This is a genomic window from Pseudarthrobacter sp. MOO14, assembly GCF_058267675.1.
The window spans coordinates 950,461-970,245 of the sequence record NZ_CM177849.1 but is presented as its reverse complement, the minus strand read 5'-3'; the positions used below and the strand labels follow the sequence as shown (position 1 = coordinate 970,245).

The 19,785-nt window shown below is 65.4% G+C and carries 17 protein-coding genes; 12 read left to right on the top strand and 5 right to left on the bottom strand.

Annotation, left to right across the window (positions count from 1 at the left end):
* The first annotated feature begins 56 nt into the window (after nucleotides 1–56).
* From AC4EEV_RS04430 to AC4EEV_RS04410, 5 genes are all read left to right on the top strand, one after another.
* A complete protein-coding gene (locus AC4EEV_RS04430) occupies nucleotides 57–1,817 on the top strand; it encodes an ABC transporter family substrate-binding protein (RefSeq protein WP_491330225.1) in 1,761 nt (586 codons plus the stop codon).
* A 290-nt stretch (nucleotides 1,818–2,107) separates the two neighbouring features.
* Nucleotides 2,108–3,790 carry a peptide ABC transporter substrate-binding protein gene (locus AC4EEV_RS04425; protein ID WP_109863720.1) on the top strand — a complete coding sequence of 561 codons (1,683 nt, stop codon included), beginning with the start codon at nucleotides 2,108–2,110 and terminating at the stop codon, nucleotides 3,788–3,790.
* Between the two features lie 124 nt (nucleotides 3,791–3,914).
* On the top strand, nucleotides 3,915–4,844 hold the full coding sequence (locus tag AC4EEV_RS04420; protein ID WP_109863721.1) for an ABC transporter permease: 930 nt from the start codon (nucleotides 3,915–3,917) through the stop codon (nucleotides 4,842–4,844).
* Entirely contained in the window at nucleotides 4,834–5,778 is a 945-nt protein-coding gene (locus AC4EEV_RS04415; RefSeq protein ID WP_109863722.1) for an ABC transporter permease, read from the top strand. The genes AC4EEV_RS04420 and AC4EEV_RS04415 overlap by 11 nt, the downstream gene beginning before the upstream one ends.
* Nucleotides 5,779–5,789: 11 nt before the next feature.
* A complete protein-coding gene (locus AC4EEV_RS04410) occupies nucleotides 5,790–7,496 on the top strand; it encodes a dipeptide ABC transporter ATP-binding protein (RefSeq protein WP_109863723.1) in 1,707 nt (568 codons plus the stop codon).
* 58 nt (nucleotides 7,497–7,554) lie between these two features.
* Here AC4EEV_RS04410 and AC4EEV_RS04405 read toward each other — a convergent pair whose 3' ends face one another.
* Nucleotides 7,555–8,439 (bottom strand): SGNH/GDSL hydrolase family protein, encoded by an 885-nt coding sequence (locus AC4EEV_RS04405; protein ID WP_491330224.1) that lies wholly within the window; start codon nucleotides 8,437–8,439, stop codon nucleotides 7,555–7,557.
* 271 nt (nucleotides 8,440–8,710) lie between these two features.
* On the opposite strand from AC4EEV_RS04405, the gene typA reads away from it, so the two are divergent.
* On the top strand, nucleotides 8,711–10,639 hold the full coding sequence (gene typA, locus AC4EEV_RS04400) for a translational GTPase TypA (protein WP_109863725.1): 1,929 nt from the start codon (nucleotides 8,711–8,713) through the stop codon (nucleotides 10,637–10,639).
* A gap of 132 nt (nucleotides 10,640–10,771) precedes the next feature.
* Here typA and AC4EEV_RS04395 read toward each other — a convergent pair whose 3' ends face one another.
* Nucleotides 10,772–11,008, bottom strand: a complete 237-nt coding sequence (locus tag AC4EEV_RS04395; protein WP_133831020.1) for a putative acetyltransferase — start codon at nucleotides 11,006–11,008, stop codon at nucleotides 10,772–10,774.
* Between the two features lie 136 nt (nucleotides 11,009–11,144).
* Between AC4EEV_RS04395 and fdxA the strand changes: the two genes are divergently transcribed.
* The 3 genes from fdxA to AC4EEV_RS04380 all read left to right on the top strand — a co-directional run bounded on the left by fdxA (nucleotide 11,145) and on the right by AC4EEV_RS04380 (nucleotide 14,161).
* Nucleotides 11,145–11,471 (top strand): ferredoxin, encoded by a 327-nt coding sequence (gene fdxA, locus AC4EEV_RS04390; RefSeq protein ID WP_009356972.1) that lies wholly within the window; start codon nucleotides 11,145–11,147, stop codon nucleotides 11,469–11,471.
* A 14-nt stretch (nucleotides 11,472–11,485) separates the two neighbouring features.
* The gene (gene dapC, locus AC4EEV_RS04385; RefSeq protein WP_491330223.1) at nucleotides 11,486–12,637 is read left to right on the top strand and encodes a succinyldiaminopimelate transaminase; all 1,152 of its coding nucleotides are present in this window, start codon (nucleotides 11,486–11,488) and stop codon (nucleotides 12,635–12,637) included.
* A gap of 237 nt (nucleotides 12,638–12,874) precedes the next feature.
* Nucleotides 12,875–14,161: a citrate synthase gene (locus AC4EEV_RS04380; RefSeq protein ID WP_018760317.1), complete on the top strand. Its 1,287-nt coding sequence runs from the start codon at nucleotides 12,875–12,877 to the stop codon at nucleotides 14,159–14,161.
* Between the two features lie 76 nt (nucleotides 14,162–14,237).
* Here AC4EEV_RS04380 and galE read toward each other — a convergent pair whose 3' ends face one another.
* Nucleotides 14,238–15,251: a UDP-glucose 4-epimerase GalE gene (gene galE, locus AC4EEV_RS04375; protein WP_109863728.1), complete on the bottom strand. Its 1,014-nt coding sequence runs from the start codon at nucleotides 15,249–15,251 to the stop codon at nucleotides 14,238–14,240.
* Nucleotides 15,252–15,352: 101 nt separating this feature from the next.
* Here galE and AC4EEV_RS04370 point away from each other — a divergent pair, with 101 nt between their 5' ends.
* On the top strand, nucleotides 15,353–15,958 hold the full coding sequence (locus AC4EEV_RS04370; protein ID WP_491330222.1) for a TetR/AcrR family transcriptional regulator: 606 nt from the start codon (nucleotides 15,353–15,355) through the stop codon (nucleotides 15,956–15,958).
* A gap of 116 nt (nucleotides 15,959–16,074) precedes the next feature.
* Nucleotides 16,075–16,686 (top strand): hypothetical protein, encoded by a 612-nt coding sequence (locus AC4EEV_RS04365; RefSeq protein ID WP_133831017.1) that lies wholly within the window; start codon nucleotides 16,075–16,077, stop codon nucleotides 16,684–16,686.
* A 10-nt stretch (nucleotides 16,687–16,696) separates the two neighbouring features.
* Here the strand turns inward: AC4EEV_RS04365 and AC4EEV_RS04360 are convergent, their stop codons facing one another.
* Nucleotides 16,697–17,551: a transglycosylase SLT domain-containing protein gene (locus AC4EEV_RS04360; RefSeq protein WP_133831016.1), complete on the bottom strand. Its 855-nt coding sequence runs from the start codon at nucleotides 17,549–17,551 to the stop codon at nucleotides 16,697–16,699.
* Between the two features lie 7 nt (nucleotides 17,552–17,558).
* Entirely contained in the window at nucleotides 17,559–18,581 is a 1,023-nt protein-coding gene (dapD, locus tag AC4EEV_RS04355; protein WP_109863732.1) for a 2,3,4,5-tetrahydropyridine-2,6-dicarboxylate N-succinyltransferase, read from the bottom strand.
* Between the two features lie 51 nt (nucleotides 18,582–18,632).
* On the opposite strand from dapD, the gene dapE reads away from it, so the two are divergent.
* Nucleotides 18,633–19,769 (top strand): succinyl-diaminopimelate desuccinylase, encoded by a 1,137-nt coding sequence (gene dapE / locus AC4EEV_RS04350; RefSeq protein WP_491330221.1) that lies wholly within the window; start codon nucleotides 18,633–18,635, stop codon nucleotides 19,767–19,769.
* Nucleotides 19,770–19,785: the final 16 nt, after the last annotated feature.

Below are 19,785 nucleotides of genomic sequence, written 5' to 3'. Positions count from 1 at the left end.
GCGTGTTCGTGGCGGCCCGTTGCCCTCCGGAGAGGGAAAAACACAAAGGAGGCGGCATGCCGGCCAGGCAGCTGATGCAACTGCTCACTGCTGCGGTGGCGGCCGCCCTGATTCTGTCCGGTTGCTCCGGCGGGGGTGCCCCTTCGGTGGTGGTGGGGGAGGCCAAGCGCGGCGGCAGCGTGACCGTCGCGGAAGTAAACGCCTTCTCCTCCTTCAACCCGTACAGCGCAAACGGCAACACCGACATCAACACGAAGATCGGCGCCATTACGCACTCCGGCTTCTTCTTCCTCGATGACAGCTCCAAGGTGGTCCGCAACGACAAGTTCGGGCACTACGAAAAGGTGTCGGACCAGCCCCTCAAGGTGAAATACACGGTCAACGAGGGAGTCAAGTGGTCCGACGGTGCTCCGGTAGGCGCCGCCGACCTGCTCCTGAGCTGGGCTGCCGGATCCGGCTACTTCGACGACGTCGACCCCGGCACCGGGAAAGGCACCAAATACTTCGCAACAGCCTCCAACGCCACCGGCCTGGCAGGGACGGTCTTTCCGGAACTCGGCTCGGACGGCAGATCCATCACCCTCGAGTACGCCGCACCGTACGCCGACTGGGAAGTGGCATTCGACGTCGGGCTCCCGGCCCATGTGGTCGCGGCCAAGAGCGGGCTAACCGACGAAGGAGACCTGGTCGACCTCCTGAAGGACACGCCGCGCGGCAATCCTGAGAAGCCTGTAACCATCGCGGCCCTCAAGAAGGTCAGCGACTTCTGGAACACCGGTTTCGACACGAAGAAAATCCCGGATGATCCGGCGTTGTACCTTTCCAACGGCCCCTACATCGTCCGGGACATCGTCCCGGAGGTTTCCATGAAACTGGTTCGGAACCGGGACTACACGTGGGGCCAGGAACCCTGGCTTGACGAGATCAACGTTCGATTCACCGGTGCCGTGCCTGCCGCCGTCGACGCCCTGCGCAACGGGCAGGCGGACATCATCTCGCCACAGCCATCCGCTGCCACCGATGCGCTGCTCACGGGCCTGTCCGGGCAGGGCATCACTGTGCAACGCTACAAGCAGGCCGGTTACGACCATCTCGACCTGAACTTCGCCGGCCCCTTCAAGGACAAGGACGTCCGCGAGGCCTTCCTCAAAACTGTTCCCCGGCAGGACATCGTGGATGCCGTGCTGGGCGGCCAGGCAGTGGACAACAAACCGCTGGATTCACAGGTCTTCCTGCCCGATCAGCCCAAATACGCGGACACCGTAAAGAAAAACGGCTCCTCGGATTACGCCGAGGTGGACATCGACGCCGCCAAGGGCCTCCTGAGGGGCGCCACGCCCACCGTGCGCATCCTCTACAACCGGGACAACCCCAACCGCGCCAAGGCCTTCGCACTGATCCGGGGTTCGGCCGAACGGGCGGGCTTCCGGGTGGAAGACGGCGGCCAGGCAAGCGCCGACTGGGCAGCATCGCTCAGCCGCGGCGGCTATGACGCGGCGTTGTCCGGATGGATCGGCACGGAAGCGGGAGTCAGCCGGGTACCGCAGATCTTCCGCACCGGAGGCGGCAGCAACTTCACGGGCTATTCCGACGCCGATGCGGACAAGGTGATGGCGCAACTGGCCGTCACCACCGACCTTGGCAAACAGGACGAACTCCTTGCCGACATCGACAGGCACGTCTGGGAGGACGCCTACGGCCTGCCGCTCTACCAGACCCTGGGCACCACCGCGTTCAACTCCCGGGTGGCCGGCGTGAAAACCAGCCCCGGTCCCGTGGGTGTCTGGTGGAACGTCTGGGACTGGCGGCTGGCGTAGGCCGGGAGCGCCCTTCGCTGCGAACGGAGGCGCCTAAACGTGAACGATCACGGCCCCGATTCGCCGTCTGGCGTACCGACGAGTAGCATGTGACGTGCGTAACTGCCCACCACTCGCGGGGTATTTGACTGCTCCGGTCACGGTTTGGCAACGGAGTACCAGTATCCGGACTTCGTGCGGTTAGGCTAACCCGTATATGTAGGTTTCGTCACAGCACTCAGCTGTGTCCAGCCTGCGGGGAAGCACAAGATTTCCCCAATATCTCTCTCCCACAACTCATAGGAGGCGGAATGCGTTTTACGCGCACTTCCAAAGCACTGGGCATCGTGGCAATCGCCGCGCTTGCCCTGACCGGGTGCGGCGGCGGCGGCAGCACTGGCGGGTCCAGCACTGCTGCCGGCGATCCGAACAAGGTCATCACCGCGTACAGCAATGAGCCACAAAACCCGTTGCTGCCGGCGAACACCAATGAGGTCTACGGCGGCCGCGTCGTAAACCTGCTTTTCGAAGGCCTTCGCAGCTACGACGCCAACGGCAAGGCCGTAAACGCACTGGCCGATTCCATCGAGTCGTCCGACGCGCAGAACTGGACCATCAAGGTCAAGCAGGGCGCGAAGTTCACCAACGGGGAAGCCATCACGGCCAAGACCTTCGTTGACTCCTGGAACTTCGCCGCGAACTCCAAGAACCTGCAGAACAACGGCTTCTTCTTCGAGTCCATCGCCGGCTACGAAGACGTCTCGGCCGTGAACTCGGTGAAGGGTGCCGACGGCAAGACCACCACCACCCCGGCTCCCAAGGCCGACACGATGTCCGGACTGCAGGCAACCGATGATTCCACCATCACGGTCAAGCTCGCCCAGCCTGAGGCCGACTGGTCCCTGCGCCTTGGCTACTCCGCCTTCTACCCGCTTCCTTCCGCTGCTCTGGCTGACCCCAAGACCTTCGGTGAAAACCCGGTAGGCAACGGTCCCTACAAGTTCGAAAAGCAGGGTTCCTGGGTCCACGACCAGTCCATCACCCTGGTGAAGAACGCCGACTACAAGGGCACCCGCGAAGCCAAGAACGGCGGCGTGACCTTCAAGTTCTACACCGATCCGGGCCCCGCATACACGGACCTGCAGTCGGACAACCTGGACATCACTGACGTCCTGCCGTCCAACGCGCTGAAGACCTACGTCAACGACTTCCCGGACCGCAACGCCACCAAGGCTGTTGCCACCGACTCCACCCTGAACATCCCGGGTTACAACCCGAACTTCCAGGGTGAAGCCGGCAAGCTGCGCCGCCAGGCTCTGTCCTACGCCATCAACCGCGAGGAAATCGCCAAGGTTGTCTTCAACGGCACCCGCACCCCGGCCAAGGCCTTCGCTCCGCCGGTCATCGACGGCTTCAAGGAAGGCCTCAAGGGCAGCGAAGTCCTGAAGTTCGATCCCGCCAAGGCCAAGGACCTGTGGGCCCAGGCCGACAAGATCCAGCCGTACGACGCTTCCAAGCCGCTCCAGATTGCCTCCAACACCGACGGTGGCAACAAGGAATGGATCGACGCTGTTGCCAACGGCTTCAAGAACAACCTCGGCATCCAGGCTGAAATCCAGCCGTTCGCGAAGTTCGCCGAGGTCCTCAACCTGCGCAAGTCCCAGCAGCTGCCGGGCCTGACCCGCGCAGGCTGGCAGGGTGACTACCCGTCGCTCTACAACTTCCTGGGACCGGTATGGGCCACGGGCGCTTCCTCCAACTACGAGAAGTACTCCAACCCGGAGTTCGACAAGCTGCTGAAGGAAGGCCTGGCAGCCAAGAGCACGGACGAGGCCAACGCCAAGTTCAACCAGGCCCAGGAGGTCCTGTTCCAGGACCTGCCCGGCCTGCCGCTCTGGGACCAGGCACGCCCGATCGTGTGGAGCAACAACATTGTGAAGGCCGAGACCGGCTGGAACGGTGAAATCCTCTACTACGGCATTACCGCCAAGTAGGCCCAGATCTAACTTGCCGAAGGCTGATGGGGGTTCCGGTTACGTCCGGGCCCCCATTGGCTTGCAAGCGGCAGGAAGGCATTCATGAACGCGTTTTCCCCCCTACCGGAAGGCAGGTGATCCTGTGATCCGGTTTATCCTGCGCCGACTCCTGCAGGTGATCCCTGTGTTCCTCGGCACGACCCTCCTGGTGTACTACATGGTGTTCGCCCTGCCCGGCGACCCCATCGCCGCACTCTTCGGCGACCGCCAGCCCCCGCAGGCAGTCATTGACACCCTGCGCAGCCAGTACAACCTGGACCAGCCCTTCTGGGTCCAGTACGGCTTGTTCCTCAAGAACCTCTTCACCTTCAACCTGGGCAACGACTTCACCGGCCAGCCCATCGCGGCCAGCCTTGCCCGGGTCTTCCCCGTGACGGCCATGCTGGCCGTCGAGGCGTTGGCAATCCAGGCAATCTTTGGCGTCGCTTTCGGCGTATTCGCGGGCCTGCGCCGCGGCGGCTGGTTCGACTCCACGGTCCTGGTAGCTTCGCTGGTGGTTATCGCCGTTCCCACGTTTGTGCTGGGCTTCGTCTTCCAGCTCGTCTTTGGCGTGCAGCTCGGCTGGGCGAAACCCACTGTGGGCGCCAACGCCGACTGGGTCACCCTGCTGCTGCCGGCCGTGGTCCTGGGGCTCGTCTCCTTTGCCTACGTCCTCCGGCTGACGCGTGCGTCCGTGAGCGAAAACATGAACGCCGACTACGTGCGGACCGCCACCGCCAAGGGGCTCTCGCGCCCCCGGGTGGTCCTGGCGCACATCCTGCGCAACTCGCTCATTCCGGTGGTGACCTACCTCGGCGCCAACCTTGGCGGCCTGATGGGCGGTGCCATCGTGACCGAGGGCATCTTCAACGTTCCCGGCGTAGGCAACAAGCTCTACCAGGCAGTCCTCCGTAGCGAAGGCCCCACCATCGTCTCCATCGTCAGCGTGCTGGTGCTGGTGTTCGTGGTGGCCAACCTGCTTGTCGATCTCCTGTACGCCTGGCTTGACCCGAGGATCCGCTATGACCAGTAAAAATGACCACTTTGTGGCCCCCATCGACGAGACCCCGCTGCAGGCAACGGATGCCGTCAAGACTGACCAGGCCCCACTCAGCCTGTGGGCAGACGCCTGGCGCAAGCTCCGCCGTCGTCCGCTGTTCATCATCTCGGCATTGTTGATCCTTGCCTTGGTCGTGATTGCGCTGTTCCCCGGCCTGTTCACCTCCACGCCCCCCAACGACGGCTGCGAACTTGGCAACTCCGAAGGCGGCCCCACCGCGGGGCACCCGTTCGGCTTCACGTTCCAGGGCTGCGACGTCTACTCCAGGGTCATCCACGGCACGCAAGCCTCGCTTTCCGTGGGCCTGCTCTCGGTGCTCTGCGTCCTGGTCATCGGCGTGACCCTCGGCGCCCTCGCCGGCTACTACGGTGGCTGGATCGACGCCGTGCTGGCACGCCTGGGCGACATCTTCTTCGCCCTGCCGCTGGTCCTGGGTGCGCTGGTCATCACGCAGCTTCCCTTGTTCCGCGAGAACAAGAGCGTGTGGACCGTAGTGTTCGTCATATCGCTGCTCGCGTGGCCGCAGATGGCCCGTATTACCCGCGGCGCGGTGATTGAGGTACGCAACGCGGACTTCGTTACGGCGGCACGGGCGTTGGGTGTTTCCAAGTTCGGGGCACTGATCCGCCACGTCCTGCCGAACGCCCTTGCACCGATCATCGTCCTTGCAACGCTTGAACTGGGCGTGTTCATCGTGGCGGAAGCCACCCTGTCCTTCCTGGGCATCGGCCTGCCGCAGAGCATCATGTCCTGGGGCAACGACATTGCCGGTGCGCAGGCATCGATCAGGACCCGGCCGGAAATCATGCTGTACCCGGCCGCGGCGCTGTCCATCACGGTGCTGAGCTTCATCATGCTGGGTGACGCCGTGCGCGACGCCCTCGACCCGAAGAGCCGTCAGCGATGAGAGATAACGAGATGACAACTCCAGACGTCCGCATTGACGAGGCCGGCACCACCGGGATCAGGCCGCTGCTCGAAATCCGCGACCTCGCCATCACCTTCAAGACCGGTGGCGGCGAAGTCAAGGCCGTACGGGACGCACACCTGACCATCATGCCCGGCGAAACCGTGGCCATCGTGGGGGAGTCCGGCTCCGGCAAGTCCACCACCGCGTTGGCGGCCATTGGCCTCCTGCCCAACAACGGCAAGGTATCCGGCGGCCAGATCCTGCTCGACGGCGAGGACATTGCCCACGCCAGCGAGCAGCGCATGATCGAACTGCGCGGCAACACCATTGGCATGGTCCCGCAGGACCCCATGTCCAACCTGAACCCGGTCTGGAAGATCGGTTACCAGGTCCGGGAAACACTGCGCGCGAACGGACGGCCCAGCGGGCCGGACGACATCGCCAAGGTGCTTTCCCAGGCAGGGCTGCCGGACGCCAAGCGCCGGGCCAACCAGTACCCGCACGAGTTCTCCGGCGGCATGCGCCAGCGAGCCCTGATCGCCATCGGCCTGTCCTGCCAGCCGCGGCTGCTGATTGCCGATGAGCCGACGTCGGCCCTTGACGTGACGGTCCAGCGGCAGATCCTGGACCACCTGGAAACCATGACCAACGAACTGGGCACCTCCGTCCTGTTGATCACCCACGACCTCGGCCTGGCAGCCGAGCGCGCGGACAAGGTTGTCGTGATGTACCAGGGCCGCGTCGTTGAAGCCGGACCGTCGCTGGAACTGCTCCGCAACCCGCAGCACCCGTACACCAAGCGGCTTGTGGAGTCGGCCCCGTCCCTCGCCAGCCGCCGTATCCAGGTGGCGAAGGAACAGGGCGTGGAGACGACCGACCTGCTGGCGCCTGCTGCCGAAACGGCGAAGTCCGATACCTTCCTGCAGATCCAGGACCTGCGGAAGGTGTACAAGCTCCGCCAGGGGCTGGGCAAGGCGGCGGATTTCGCGGCCGTCGACGGCGTGAGCTTCGATGTGCGGCGCGGAACCACGACGGCGATCGTGGGGGAGTCGGGGTCCGGCAAGTCCACGGTGGCCAAGATGGTGCTCCAGCTTGAGAAGCCGACGGAGGGCCGGATCCTGTTCGACGGCGTCGACACCTCGGCGCTGAAACCGGCCGAACTGTTCAAGTTCCGCAGGCGGGTCCAGCCGATCTTCCAGGACCCGTACGGCTCGCTCGACCCGATGTACAACATCTACCGCACGATCGAAGAACCGTTGCGGGTCCATAAGATCGGGGACCAGGCAAGCCGGGAAAAGAAAGTCCGGACCCTGCTGGACCAGGTGGCGCTGCCCCAGTCCGCCATGCAGCGGTACCCGAACGAGCTCTCCGGCGGGCAGCGGCAACGTGTTGCCATCGCCCGCGCCCTGGCGCTCGATCCGGAGGTGATCATCTGTGATGAGGCCGTGTCCGCCCTCGACGTCCTGGTGCAGGCGCAGGTCCTGAACCTGCTCGCCGACCTCCAGGCCAACCTTGGGCTGACCTACCTGTTCATCACCCACGACCTCGCCGTGGTGCGGCAGATCGCCGACCACGTGTGCGTGATGGAAAAGGGCCGGCTGGTGGAAACCGGTTCGACGGACGACGTCTTCGAGTCGCCCCAGCAGGACTACACCAAGGCGCTGCTCAACGCCATTCCCGGTGCGAAGCTGATGCTGCCGCCTGAGGTGGCGTAGGGCGCAGCCCAAACAAGTGGAGCCGGGACGGTGGGTCCCGGCTTCACCTGTTTAAGCCTCAGTCCTGCAGCCCGCTGGTGCCGCCGGGGACTGCCGCCAGCGAACCCTGGCCGGCGGCCGACGTCCGATCCAGTTTCAACTCCCTGAGCCGTCGCTCAAGGATCCCGCCCAGGGCCACGCGGCCGGCGGCGTTCATGTGGACGGAATCAGCCAGGTCCTTGGCGAGTCCGTAGCGGGTCAGCCAGTCCCCGGCTGAAACAAAAGGCAGGCCGTGGGCGGCGGCCACGGACCCCACCAGGGCGTCCACTTCGCTGCGGCGACCGCCGCCGTTGTCCGCGCCGCGTGCCAAGGTGCCGATCATTGCCATCCGAGTGCCCGGGTAGCGGGTTTTGAGATCGGCGATCAGCCGCTCGGCGTTGCGGACAATCTGGGTGTTGCTCGCGCCGGTGGCCGCGTCATTGCCGCCACCTTCGATGACGATCAGCGCCGGGGTGCCTGACGGGAGCAACCAGTCCCCGCGCTCCAGGGCGTCAACGTAGTTGCCGGTGGCACCGTTTGCCGCGACGTACCCGGTGCCGCCCCGGCCGCAAAAATACACGTCGTACCCGGCAGCGGCGAGGCCCAGGCGCGGCCAGCCGTCCAGGGGTTCAGACTGGGAATCCCCGATCAGCAGGACAGTCCTGCTGATGTCCGGCACCACCGCCTCAAGCCGTCCGTTCCCGGTATTGAGCAGCCGGGACGTGGCTGCAACGTTCGTCTTCATGGCGCCGGCGGGGGCCTGTCCACCGGAGGCTGCGGCCCGCGAGAGGGAGCTGACCCCGTCGCCGGCAGGCGCCCCGCACTCGGCGAGCCCCAGGACCGCAGAGGCCGCCAGGAGGCCGGACGCCACCATGGTGGCGGCGCGGGCGGCGCCGCTGGGCGTGGTGGCCGTCGCACGGGGCATCGTGGTCTCCGACTTGCTCTGAAGGTGGGCTCTGCGTCACAGCAATCATGCCACGCTCCCGGAAGTGCCAGTGAATTTCGTCACACTTTGCGGGACTCGCCCTGCCAGGATGCACCCAGGGGGCACGTGGTCCCGCCGGATTTTAGGCCAACAAAAGGCTCACCGGCTAGAATAGATGCAGGCGCCCTGTGCCAAGGGCCTTGTCCGTCGTGCGTTCCAGTTGGAAATGTCGCGATACAACAGCTGACTCCACTGAATCGAGCAATTACGCATGTCTGAAACCACCACCAACACCGCGGTGGCCACTGCATCACGCAGTGACCTCCGCAATGTCGCGATTGTGGCCCACGTTGACCACGGCAAGACCACCCTGGTCGACGCCATGCTCAAGCAGACCAACTCCTTTGCCGAGCACAACCACCTCGAAGACCGTGTGATGGACTCCGGTGACCTGGAGCGTGAAAAGGGCATCACCATTCTGGCCAAGAACACCACGGTGGCTTACAACGGTCCGTCCTCCAACGGCGAGACCATCACCATCAATGTCATCGACACCCCGGGCCACGCCGACTTCGGTGGCGAGGTGGAGCGCGGCCTGTCCATGGTCGACGGCGTCGTGCTGCTCGTGGACGCTTCCGAAGGTCCGCTGCCGCAGACCCGCTTCGTGCTCCGCAAGGCACTCGCCGCGCACCTGCCGGTCATCCTGCTGGTCAACAAGACCGACCGCCCTGACGCGCGCATCGAAGAGGTCGTCCACGAGTCCATGGACCTGCTCTTGGGCCTCGCCTCCGACCTCGCGGACGAAGTGCCGGACTTGGACCTGGACAAGATCCTCGAAGTGCCGGTCGTCTACGCCGCAGCCAAGGTTGGCCGCGCCTCCCTCGAGCAGCCCGCCGACGGCACCGCTCCGGAGAACGAGGACCTGGAGCCGCTCTTCAAGACCATCATCGAGCACATCCCGGCCCCCACCTACAACCCGGAGGGTGTGCTGCAGGCGCACGTCACCAACCTCGACGCCTCCCCGTTCCTGGGCCGCCTCGCACTGCTGCGCATCTACAACGGCACCCTGCGCAAGGGCCAGACCGTTGCCTGGGCGCGCGCCAACGGTGAGCTCAAGAACGTCAAAATCACCGAACTGCTGGCCACCAAGGCGCTGGAGCGCGTGCCGGCCGAATCCGCCGGCCCCGGCGAAATTGTCGCCGTCGCCGGTATCGAGGAGATCACCATTGGTGAGACCCTGACGGACGCCGAGAACCCGCAGCCGCTGCCGCTGATCACGGTGGATGATCCCGCGATCTCCATGACGATCGGTATCAACACCTCGCCGCTGGCCGGCAAGGTCAAGGGTGCCAAGGTCACTGCCCGCCAGGTCAAGGACCGCCTGGATAAGGAACTGATCGGTAACGTCTCCATCAAGGTGCTCCCCACCGAGCGTCCCGACGCCTGGGAAGTCCAAGGCCGTGGCGAGCTGGCGCTGGCCATCCTGGTGGAGCAGATGCGCCGCGAAGGCTTCGAGCTGACCGTCGGCAAGCCGCAGGTTGTGACCAAGCTGGTGGACGGCAAGATCCACGAGCCGATGGAGCACATGACCATCGACGTTCCCGAGGAATACCTGGGTGCCGTGACGCAGCTCATGGCCGCCCGCAAGGGCCGGATGACCAACATGGCCAACCACGGCACCGGCTGGTGCCGCATGGAGTTCATCGTCCCGGCCCGTGGCCTGATCGGTTTCCGTACCCGGTTCCTGACCGACACCCGCGGTGCAGGCATCGCCGCTTCCATCTCCGAGGGCTACGAGCCTTGGGCCGGTCCCATCGAGTACCGTACCAACGGTTCGATGGTTGCCGACCGTGCCGGTGTTGTGACCCCGTTCGCCATGATCAACCTGCAGGAACGCGGCTCCTTCTTCGTCAAGCCCACCTCCGAGGTGTACGAGGGCATGATCGTTGGCGAGAACTCCCGCGCCGATGACATGGACGTCAACATCACCAAGGAAAAGAAGCTCACCAACATGCGTGCCGCTTCCTCCGACACCTTTGAGAACCTGACGCCGCCGCGCGACCTGACCCTCGAAGAGTCGCTTGAATTCGCTCGCGAGGACGAGTGCGTCGAGGTGACCCCGGAGGCCATCCGCATCCGCAAGGTCATCCTGGACACCAACGAGCGTGCCAAGGCCAACCGCGCCCGCGCCAAGGCATAACAGCGCCTGAACACCAAGAATGCCACCGGTACTGCACCGGTGGCATTCTGCTTTAACATCCGTTCCGCTTTAATGTCCGTGCTGCGCAGCGACCCCGAGCCTGTGGTGCGAGGGGTGGCGCGGGGGCGGCCGTCACCGTGCGGGGCGCCGCCGGGGAGCGGGCGGAACCTCCTTGGCCGCCACCACGCGTTCCAGGGGGATAACGACGTCGGCCCGGCGGGTGCGGATAGTGCAGGAACCGGCGTCGCATGCCAGTAAGTGGCCCAGGGCATCGGTCAGGCCGCCGTCGATGCGGTAACGGACCACGACGCGGGTACCCGGGGCCGCAGCGGTCAGGAACCGGGCGGGCGCGGCAGCAGGCAGACTCACCAGTTCATACTAGGGTGCCGGCTAGGTTCGCGGGAACGTGCTGGGAGATAATAGGCTCAGATGTCAAGAGTCCGGCCGTGCTGCCGGATGCAAGAACCGGCGGGTCGCCGGAACCCAACGTGGAGAGGCCAGGGACGTGACGTACGTAATCGCGCAGCCGTGTGTGGATGTTAAGGACAAGGCATGCATCGAAGAATGCCCCGTGGACTGCATCTATGAGGGCGAGCGTTCGCTGTACATCCATCCGGACGAGTGCGTCGACTGTGGCGCCTGCGAACCGGTCTGCCCGGTGGAAGCCATCTACTACGAGGATGACACTCCGGATGAGTGGGCCGACTATTACAAGGCGAACGTCGAGTTCTTCGATGACCTCGGGTCTCCGGGCGGCGCGGCCAAGATCGGCAACACGGGCAAGGACCACCCGATGATCGCCGCCCTGCCGCCGCAGAACCAAGACCACTGACCCGGACGAGCGCCGTGACAGCAGCAGTGAATTCGTTTGGCCTGGCCCTGCCCGACTACCCCTGGGAGGCTATGGCACCTTATCTGGCCAAGGCGTCCAGGCACCCCGGCGGGGCTGTCAACCTGTCGATCGGCACGCCGGTGGATCCCACCCCGGCATTGGTTCAGGACGCCTTGAAGGCTGCCGCCGATGCCCCCGGCTATCCCACCGTGCACGGCACGCCGGCGCTCCGGGACGCCATTGCCGGCTGGTTCGAACGCCGGCGCGGAGTGTCCGGCCTGGATCCCCGCAACATCATGCCCACCGTGGGTTCGAAAGAACTCGTTGCCTGGCTTCCGCTGCTGCTGGGCCTCAAGCCGGGCGACGTCGTCGTCCGTCCCAAGGTGGCGTACCCCACCTACGATATCGGCGCAACCCTTGCCGGCGTCACCTCGGTGGCGACGGATAACCTGGACGAACTCGACGACGCCATGCGCGCCCGGGTACGCCTGATCTGGGTCAATTCGCCCGGCAACCCCACCGGCAGCGTGCGGGATGCCGAGTCGCTGAGGGCGCTGGTGGTCCAGGCCCGGGAACTGGGTGCCGTGGTGGCCTCGGACGAATGCTACGCGGAGCTCGGCTGGGGGGACTGGGACGTCCAGCGCGGCGGCCGTCGCGTTCCCAGCATCCTTGATCCACGCGTGGCGGGCGGCTCGCACCAGGGCCTGCTGGCGGTCTACTCGCTGAGCAAGCAGTCCAACTTGGCCGGCTACCGGGCGGCCTTCGTGGCCGGTGACCCGGACCTGATGCCCAACCTGGTCAACAGCCGCAAGCATGCGGGCATGATCGTTCCGTACCCGGTCCAGGAGGCCATGCGGGTGGCGCTGGGCGACGACGTGCACGTTGAGGCGCAGAAGGACCTCTACCGGGGCCGGCGTGAGCGGCTGGTGCCCGCGCTGCAGGCGTTCGGCCTCGAGATCAAGGAATCCGACGCCGGACTGTACCTTTGGTCCACTGCCGGGGAGGACACCTGGGACACGGTGGACCGCCTCGCGGACCGGGGCATCGTGGTGGGACCCGGCGTCTTCTACGGTGATGCCGGCAATGGTTTTGTCCGGGTTGCCCTGACCGGCACGGACGAACGCATTGACGCAGCGGTGGCCAGGCTGTCAGGAGCAGGTTCCTAGGAGCACGTAATATTCGTGTGACTCGTCCCACATCCGGGGCATTTTAGGCTGTCTCGGCGGGCTGCGGATTAGTGACACCCGCCAAGGAGCGGTAGTTTTTAAGTGACTATCAATGGTGGCTTTCTACAAGAAGGCAGCCCGGGTGTTGGAACCTGTCTTCTCAGGATCAGTGCGCGGCTCACCTGATGTTGGATCAAGCTTTCGACAGAGGCCCAGACGCCTCATGAAGGGGACTCCATGACTGAGACCAACAATGCTGCGACCCTGCTCCATGCAGGTGGCGAGCTGAAGCTCCCGCGCATCCAGGTTGTTGAAGGGAACGAGGGTTACGACGTCTCCAAGCTGCTGAAGCAGACCGGCGCCGTGACGTTTGACCCCGGCTTCATGAACACCGCAGCAACCACCTCGGCAATCACCTACATCGATGGCGATGCGGGCATCCTGCGCTACCGCGGATACCCCATCGAGCAGCTGGCGCAGCACTCCAGCTTCCTTGAGGTGTCCTACCTGCTGATCTACGGCAACCTGCCGACGCCCACCGAGCTGGATGAGTTCGACCAGAAGATCCGGCGCCACACCCTGCTGCACGAGGAGCTCAAGGGCTTCTTCGGCGGCTTCCCGCGTGACGCGCACCCCATGCCGGTGCTTTCTTCCGCAGTATCCGCGCTGTCCACGTTCTACCAGGACTCGCTGGACCCGTTCAACGCCGAGCAGGTGGAGGTTTCCACCATCCGCCTGATGGCCAAGCTGCCGGTCATCGCCGCTTACGCGCACAAGAAGTCCATCGGCCAGCCGATGCTGTACCCGGACAACTCCATGAACCTTGTGGAGAACTTCCTGCGCCTCAGCTTCGGCCTGCCGGCAGAGCAGTACGAGCTGGACCCGGTCATCGTCAAGGCGCTGGACCTGCTCCTGATCCTGCACGCGGACCACGAGCAGAACTGCTCCACCTCCACGGTGCGCCTGGTGGGCTCATCCAACGCAAACCTTTTCGCCTCGGTTTCGGCAGGCATCAACGCCCTCTTCGGCCCCGCCCACGGTGGCGCCAACGAGGCCGTCCTGAAGATGCTCCGCCAGATCCAGGCCGAGGGCCTCAAGCCCGAGGACTACATGGAGAAGGTCAAGAACAAGGAAGACGGCGTCCGCCTGATGGGCTTCGGGCACCGGGTCTACAAGAACTACGATCCGCGCGCCAAGATCGTCAAGGCCACCGCCCACGAGATCCTCACCAAGCTCGGCGGCAACGACGAGCTGCTGGAGATCGCACTCCGCCTGGAGGAGAAGGCTCTCAACGACGACTACTTCATCCAGCGCAAGCTCTACCCGAACGTGGACTTCTACACCGGCCTGATCTACAAGGCCATGGGCTTCCCCGAGAAGATGTTCACGGTCCTGTTCGCGATCGGCCGCCTGCCCGGCTGGATCGCGCAGTGGCGTGAAATGATCAGCGACCCCAACACCAAGATCGGCCGCCCGCGCCAGCTGTACATCGGCGAGCCGGAGCGGGACTACCCGGCACGCTGAAACCGGCCATAACGACGGCGGCCGCCCACCTTTCCAAGGTGGGCGGCCGCTTCGCGTTGTGCCACATTCAAGGGGACTACGAGGCGTAGCCCTGGGGGTTGTTCTTCTGCCACCGCCAGTGGTCCTCGCACATCTGGTCCACCGTCTTGGTGGTGGACCAGCTCAGATCCGCCAGCGCGGACGTGGCGTCGGCCCAGAACGCCGGCAGGTCTCCTGCGCGGCGGCCGGTGATCTCGTAGGGGATGGGCTTGCCGACGGCCTTTTCGAAGGACCGCAGGACCTCCAGGACGGAGGACCCCTTGCCGGAGCCCAGGTTCCAGCGGAAGACTCCGGTGCGGGCGGCAATGTGGTTCAGCGCAGCGACGTGTCCTTCGGCCAGGTCGACAACGTGGATGTAGTCCCGCAGGCAGGTTCCATCCGGGGTGTCGTAGTCGCCACCGAACACCATGAGTTTTTCGCGCCGGCCCACGGCCACTTGGGCTATGAACGGAACCAGGTTGTTGGGAATGCCCTGGGGGTCTTCGCCGATCCTGCCGGAGGGGTGCGCGCCCACCGGGTTGAAGTAGCGCAGGAGTGCTATGTGCCACCGGGTGTCCGCTGCGCCAAGGTCCGAGAGGATGTCCTCGATCTGCTCCTTGGTGCGCCCGTAGGGGTTGTTGGCACCGATCTCCATCTTTTCCACGTACGGAATGGGGTTGTGCTCTCCGTAGACGGTGGCGGAGGAGCTGAACACGATGGAGCGGACGTCGTGCCGGTCCATGACGCGGATCAGGTTCAGCGTGCCCACCAGGTTGTTGTAGTAGTAGTTCAGCGGCTCCCGGACCGACTCACCGACGGCCTTGAGGCCGGCGAAGTGGATCACGGCGTCGATGGCGGCGCCCGCAAACACCTTTTCGACGGCAGCTTCGTCCACCAGGTCGACGTGGTGGAACTCGGCGGCCTTGCCGCTGAGCTCGGCAACCCGCCGCAGCGACTCTTCGCTCGAGTTGACCAGGTTGTCGATGACAACGACCTCGTGGCCGGCTTCCTGCAGGGAAAGAACAGTGTGGGAACCGATGTAGCCGGTCCCACCTGTAACCAAGATTCTCATGCCCCAACGCTATCCCACGGCAGGTGCCGGCCGCCCCTGCTTTCCGGATGGCGGGCGCGATGTGACACCCGGAAAGAAGCACAAGTGTGCTAATAAGGAGGGTGCCCAAAATTGTTGATGCAGATGCCAGGCGGCAGGACGTGGTCCAGGCGGTTCTCCGGATAATCGCCGTTGACGGGCTGGAGCGCGCCTCGCTGCGTGAAGTGGCTGACGAGGCCGGCCTGGCGGTGGGCTCCGTCCGGCACTACTTTGCGGGAAGTGAAGAACTCCTCACTTTCTCGTTCGGCGCGGTGGTGGACCGCATCGTCGGACGGCTCCAGCAACTGCTGCCCGCTGTGGACGGGGCCGTCCCGGGCAGCCCGGAGCACCGCGAGGCCGTTTTAACCCTGCTGGGCGGATTGCTGCCGCTGGACCAGGAGAGCGCGGTGGAGGCCTGCGCCTGGCTGGCCTTCAAGAACGCAGCGCGGATCAGGCCGTTCCTTGCAGGCGTGGCGGACCGCAGCCACCGGGAGGTCGCCGCCGTCGTCGGGACGGTGGTTGCCGCGCTGCTGCCGGACGAACCGCAGGACAACCTGGTACTGGAGGCGGAGCGGTTGTTGGCCACCCTGGACGGCCTGTGCATGCACGCGTTGCTGCAGCCGGGTTGGATGACTGCGCAAATGTGCCGCGATGTCCTTGACCGGCACCTGGACAGCCTTGCCCGATGACCGGTACCCGGAGCATGTCCGGCACTACCGCGGATGGCCTGCGGGAATAGACTGAAAGCCGGTACGCCGGACAGCCTCATGATGTCCGGCGGAAGGCGGCCAGGGAAGGACTTTGAATGCACCACGCAAGCGGTTCAGGATGGCAAATCACCACGGACACGTCCGGACCGATGATAATTGCGCTCTACGTCCGGGATGCGGCGGCCCTCAACGGCGTGGGCCGTCCCGTGCTGTCCCACGCGGCTCCCAAGATCAGGTCCGCCGACCACACCCACCTGACCGCGGAGGTTGGTGGACTCAGCGCACTGAAGACCGAATGGGAGGCCTGGTGGGACCAACTGCTCAAGGCGCACCCGCAGACGGTGCCCGAACTCTCTCCACCGGATTTTGAGGCGTTCGGCAACTCCCCGGCCCTGCAGCGTGTCCTGCAGGCGCACTTCGGCTCAGCCCTCACCTGGGCCAGGGAACGCAGGAGCGAGTATGCCGAACTGGAGGGGGAACGGGTCGCCAGCGGCACCGACCAACTGCTTGCGGAGATGGTGGATGACAGGCTGATGGAAATCGGGCGCGATTCGCGGGACTTCCGGCTGACCATCATCGAACTGCCGCTGGACGAGCAGCGGGCGTGGTACCTGGAACCGGACAAGATCATCATGAGCCAGGAACTGATGGGCCAGCCGGAGCTGTTCCGCAGCTACGTCCAGCCGGTGCTGGAAATCCTGGTCTGACCCCGCAGGCTCAACTGCCGCCGTCGCCCTGCCGCAGCGTGATGCGCACCTGCCCGGCTGCCGTGGTGGAATCCTGCCAGTCGCCGCCTGAACGCTGCCACGTCCGCCCGGCAACATCAACCCGGGTCACCGCCAGGTCCTTGGCGTTGGCCACTGCCCACTGGGCAATGGACCACGCCATCTCCCCGTCGGCTTCCACTACCAGGGTGGCGCCGTCTGCCTGGGAATCCACGCCACCGTAGGCCTGCTCCAGTTCGCCCGCCACCGCGGCCGCATCCCCTGTGGCGGTGGCCGAGCGCAGCGTGCACTTGACCCCCTCCGGTGTCTGGCCGGTCAGGCCGGAGGCAAACGCCCGGCCCATGTCCTCGTGCTGGGCGTAAGCGCCGGGATGGGCCGAGCGCTGAACCCGCTGAGCGGCATCGGTGATGTCGAGCGCCTCGTACCCTGGAATCTTCACCAAAGCGTCGTAGAAAGCGTTGACGGCGTAGTACGGGTCCATGATCTGCGCTTCGCTGCCCCAACCCTGGGAGGGCCGCTGCTGGAAGAGCCCCCGCGAATCCGGACCGGCTTGGTCCCCGTGCCCGATGTTGCGCAGCTTCGACTCCTGCATGGCGGTGGCGAGTGCGATGGTGGCAGCGCGGGCCGGCAATCCACGCCGCACCGCCACGGCGGTGATGAGGGCGGCGTTGGCCGCCTGGTCCGGTGCCAGCTCCCCGCTGCGGTTGCCCGCAGAGGCAGTACAGCGTTCCGAAACGAGGGTTTCGGAACGCTGCACGAAGTACACAGCGGTATAAATGCCGCCCGCTGCCAGCGCGAGGGCCAGCAGGAGGACCGCCAGGCGGCGCAGGCCGCGTCTTCGTCCCACCGGCGGATCAGTTGGCGTGCAGGGCGTCGTTCAACTCGACGGTCTGGCCGGCGCGGGGGAGCGCCTCGACGGCGCCGGTGGTGGAGTTGCGGCGGAACAGCAGGTTGGGCACGCCCGAGAGTTCAGCAGCCTTGACGATCTTGGTGGTGTCTTCGCCGACCTCGTCCTTGGGACCGGGGATGCGCACCCGGGTGCCGGCCGTGACGTAGAGGCCGGCTTCGACAACGGAGTCATCGCCGATGCTGATACCCACGCCGGAGTTGGCACCGAGCAGCACACGCTCACCGATAGTGATCTTTTCCTTGCCGCCTCCGGACAAGGTACCCATGATGGATGCGCCGCCGCCGACATCGCTGCCGTCACCGGTCACGACGCCGGCCGAAATGCGGCCTTCCACCATGGAGGTCCCCAGGGTTCCGGCGTTGAAATTGACGAAGCCCTCGTGCATGACGGTGGTGCCGGCGGCCAGGTGCGCGCCAAGGCGGACCCTGTCGGCGTCGGCAATCCGCACGCCGGTGGGCACCACGTAGTCCACCATCCTCGGGAACTTGTCGATGCCGTAGACGGTGACGGCGCCGCGCCGGCGGAGCCTGGCGCGGGTCAGTTCGAAGCCTTCGACGGCGGCGGGCCCGAAGTTGGTCCACACGACGTTGGGGAGCTTGCCGAAGATGCCGTCGAGGTTGATGGTGTTGGGCTTGACCAGACGGTGCGAGAGGAGGTGCAGGCGCAGGTAGGCGTCGGCGGTGTCCGCGGGGGCTTCATCGAGGTTGATCTGGACGAACACGACCTTCTGCTCGGTACCGCGGTCCTCGTCAGCGCCGTTCTCGGCAATGCGGGTCAGGGTTTCGTCGGCGTGCTCCACCGAGCGGAGGTTCTCGGCGGCGACACCAAGCGCCGGTGCCGGGAACCAGACGTCCAGGACGCTTGCATCCCCGGTGGCGATGGTGGCGACGCCAAAGCCGTGGGCGGAACGGTCATCGGTGTCAGGGGTGAGGGTTTCGGGCACGGCAGAGGAAGCGGTCTCAGTCATGTGCTCCAGTCTATCGAGGGGCGGGCAGCCCGTTCGAACTAGACTGGCTTCGTGACTGCTGAAACCGCCCCTGACTCGTCCCTGTCCATCCTTGACCTGCGCCAGGACGTGGCGTTGCTGACTGCCGCGGTGATGGACATCAACAGCGTGTCGGGCAATGAGAAGCAGCTCGCGGACGCCGTGGAAGCCGCTTTGCGGGGGATTCCCCAGCTGACCGTGGTCCGGGACGGGGACGCCATCGTTGCCCGCACGGAACTGGGCCGCAGCGAACGCGTCATCCTCGCCGGACACCTGGACACGGTCCCGCTGCCCCTGACGGAAGGTTCCAGGGGGACGGTCCCGTCCAGCTGGGACTCCGGCGTTCCTGGCGAAGGCATCCTCTACGGCCGCGGAGCCACGGACATGAAAGGCGGCGTGGCGGTCCAGCTGGCGCTGGCAGCAGGAATGTTCGACGGCGGCGCCCAGCCCGGACGCGACGTCACCTTCGTCTTCTATGACCACGAGGAAGTGGATGCGGTCAAGAGCGGACTGGGACGTTTGGTCCGCAACCACGGCCACCTCCTGCAGGGGGACTTCGCCATCCTGCTGGAACCCACGGACGGCACGGTGGAAGGCGGCTGTAACGGAACCAGCCGGTTCGAGGCCAGCACTTCCGGTGAAGCCGCCCATTCCGCACGCGCCTGGATGGGCAGCAACGCCATCCACGCCGCGGCCCCCATCCTGGCGCGCCTGGCCGCCTATGAACCACGTACCGTCACCGTTGACGGCCTGGATTACCGCGAAAGCCTTAACGCGGTGAAGATCAACGGCGGTACGGCCGGCAACGTCATCCCCGACCGCTGCGTGGTGGAGATCAACTACCGGTTCGCCCCGGACAAAACGTCGGACCAGGCCGAAGCCCATGTCCGGGAATTGCTGGCAGGCTTCGACCTAGTGCGCACCGATGCCGCCGCCGGCGCCCGCCCCGGCCTGCAGCACCCTGCTGCCGCCTCTTTCGTTGCCGCCGTGGGAGCCGAACCCAAACCCAAATACGGGTGGACCGACGTCGCCCGTTTCAGTGAGCTGGGCATCCCGGCGGTGAACTTCGGCCCGGGCGACCCGCTGCTGGCGCACAAGGACAACGAACACGTATCCGCCGACGCAATCCGCGCCTGCCTCCGGGCGCTGCAGGATTGGCTCGCCGGATAATACTGTTTGTATTAAA

Excerpts from the sequence above, each read along its gene's own strand:
- AC4EEV_RS04430 (WP_491330225.1), top strand. The coding sequence starts at position 57 with ATGCCGGCCAGGCAGCTGATGCAACTGCTCACTGCTGCGGTGGCGGCC.
- AC4EEV_RS04425 (WP_109863720.1), top strand. The coding sequence starts at position 2,108 with ATGCGTTTTACGCGCACTTCCAAAGCACTGGGCATCGTGGCAATCGCC.
- AC4EEV_RS04415 (WP_109863722.1), top strand. The coding sequence starts at position 4,834 with ATGACCAGTAAAAATGACCACTTTGTGGCCCCCATCGACGAGACCCCG.
- AC4EEV_RS04410 (WP_109863723.1), top strand. The coding sequence starts at position 5,790 with ATGACAACTCCAGACGTCCGCATTGACGAGGCCGGCACCACCGGGATC.
- AC4EEV_RS04405 (WP_491330224.1), bottom strand. The coding sequence starts at position 8,439 with ATGCCCCGTGCGACGGCCACCACGCCCAGCGGCGCCGCCCGCGCCGCC.
- typA (WP_109863725.1), top strand. The coding sequence starts at position 8,711 with ATGTCTGAAACCACCACCAACACCGCGGTGGCCACTGCATCACGCAGT.
- AC4EEV_RS04380 (WP_018760317.1), top strand. The coding sequence starts at position 12,875 with ATGACTGAGACCAACAATGCTGCGACCCTGCTCCATGCAGGTGGCGAG.
- galE (WP_109863728.1), bottom strand. The coding sequence starts at position 15,251 with ATGAGAATCTTGGTTACAGGTGGGACCGGCTACATCGGTTCCCACACT.
- AC4EEV_RS04365 (WP_133831017.1), top strand. The coding sequence starts at position 16,075 with ATGCACCACGCAAGCGGTTCAGGATGGCAAATCACCACGGACACGTCC.
- dapD (WP_109863732.1), bottom strand. The coding sequence starts at position 18,581 with ATGACTGAGACCGCTTCCTCTGCCGTGCCCGAAACCCTCACCCCTGAC.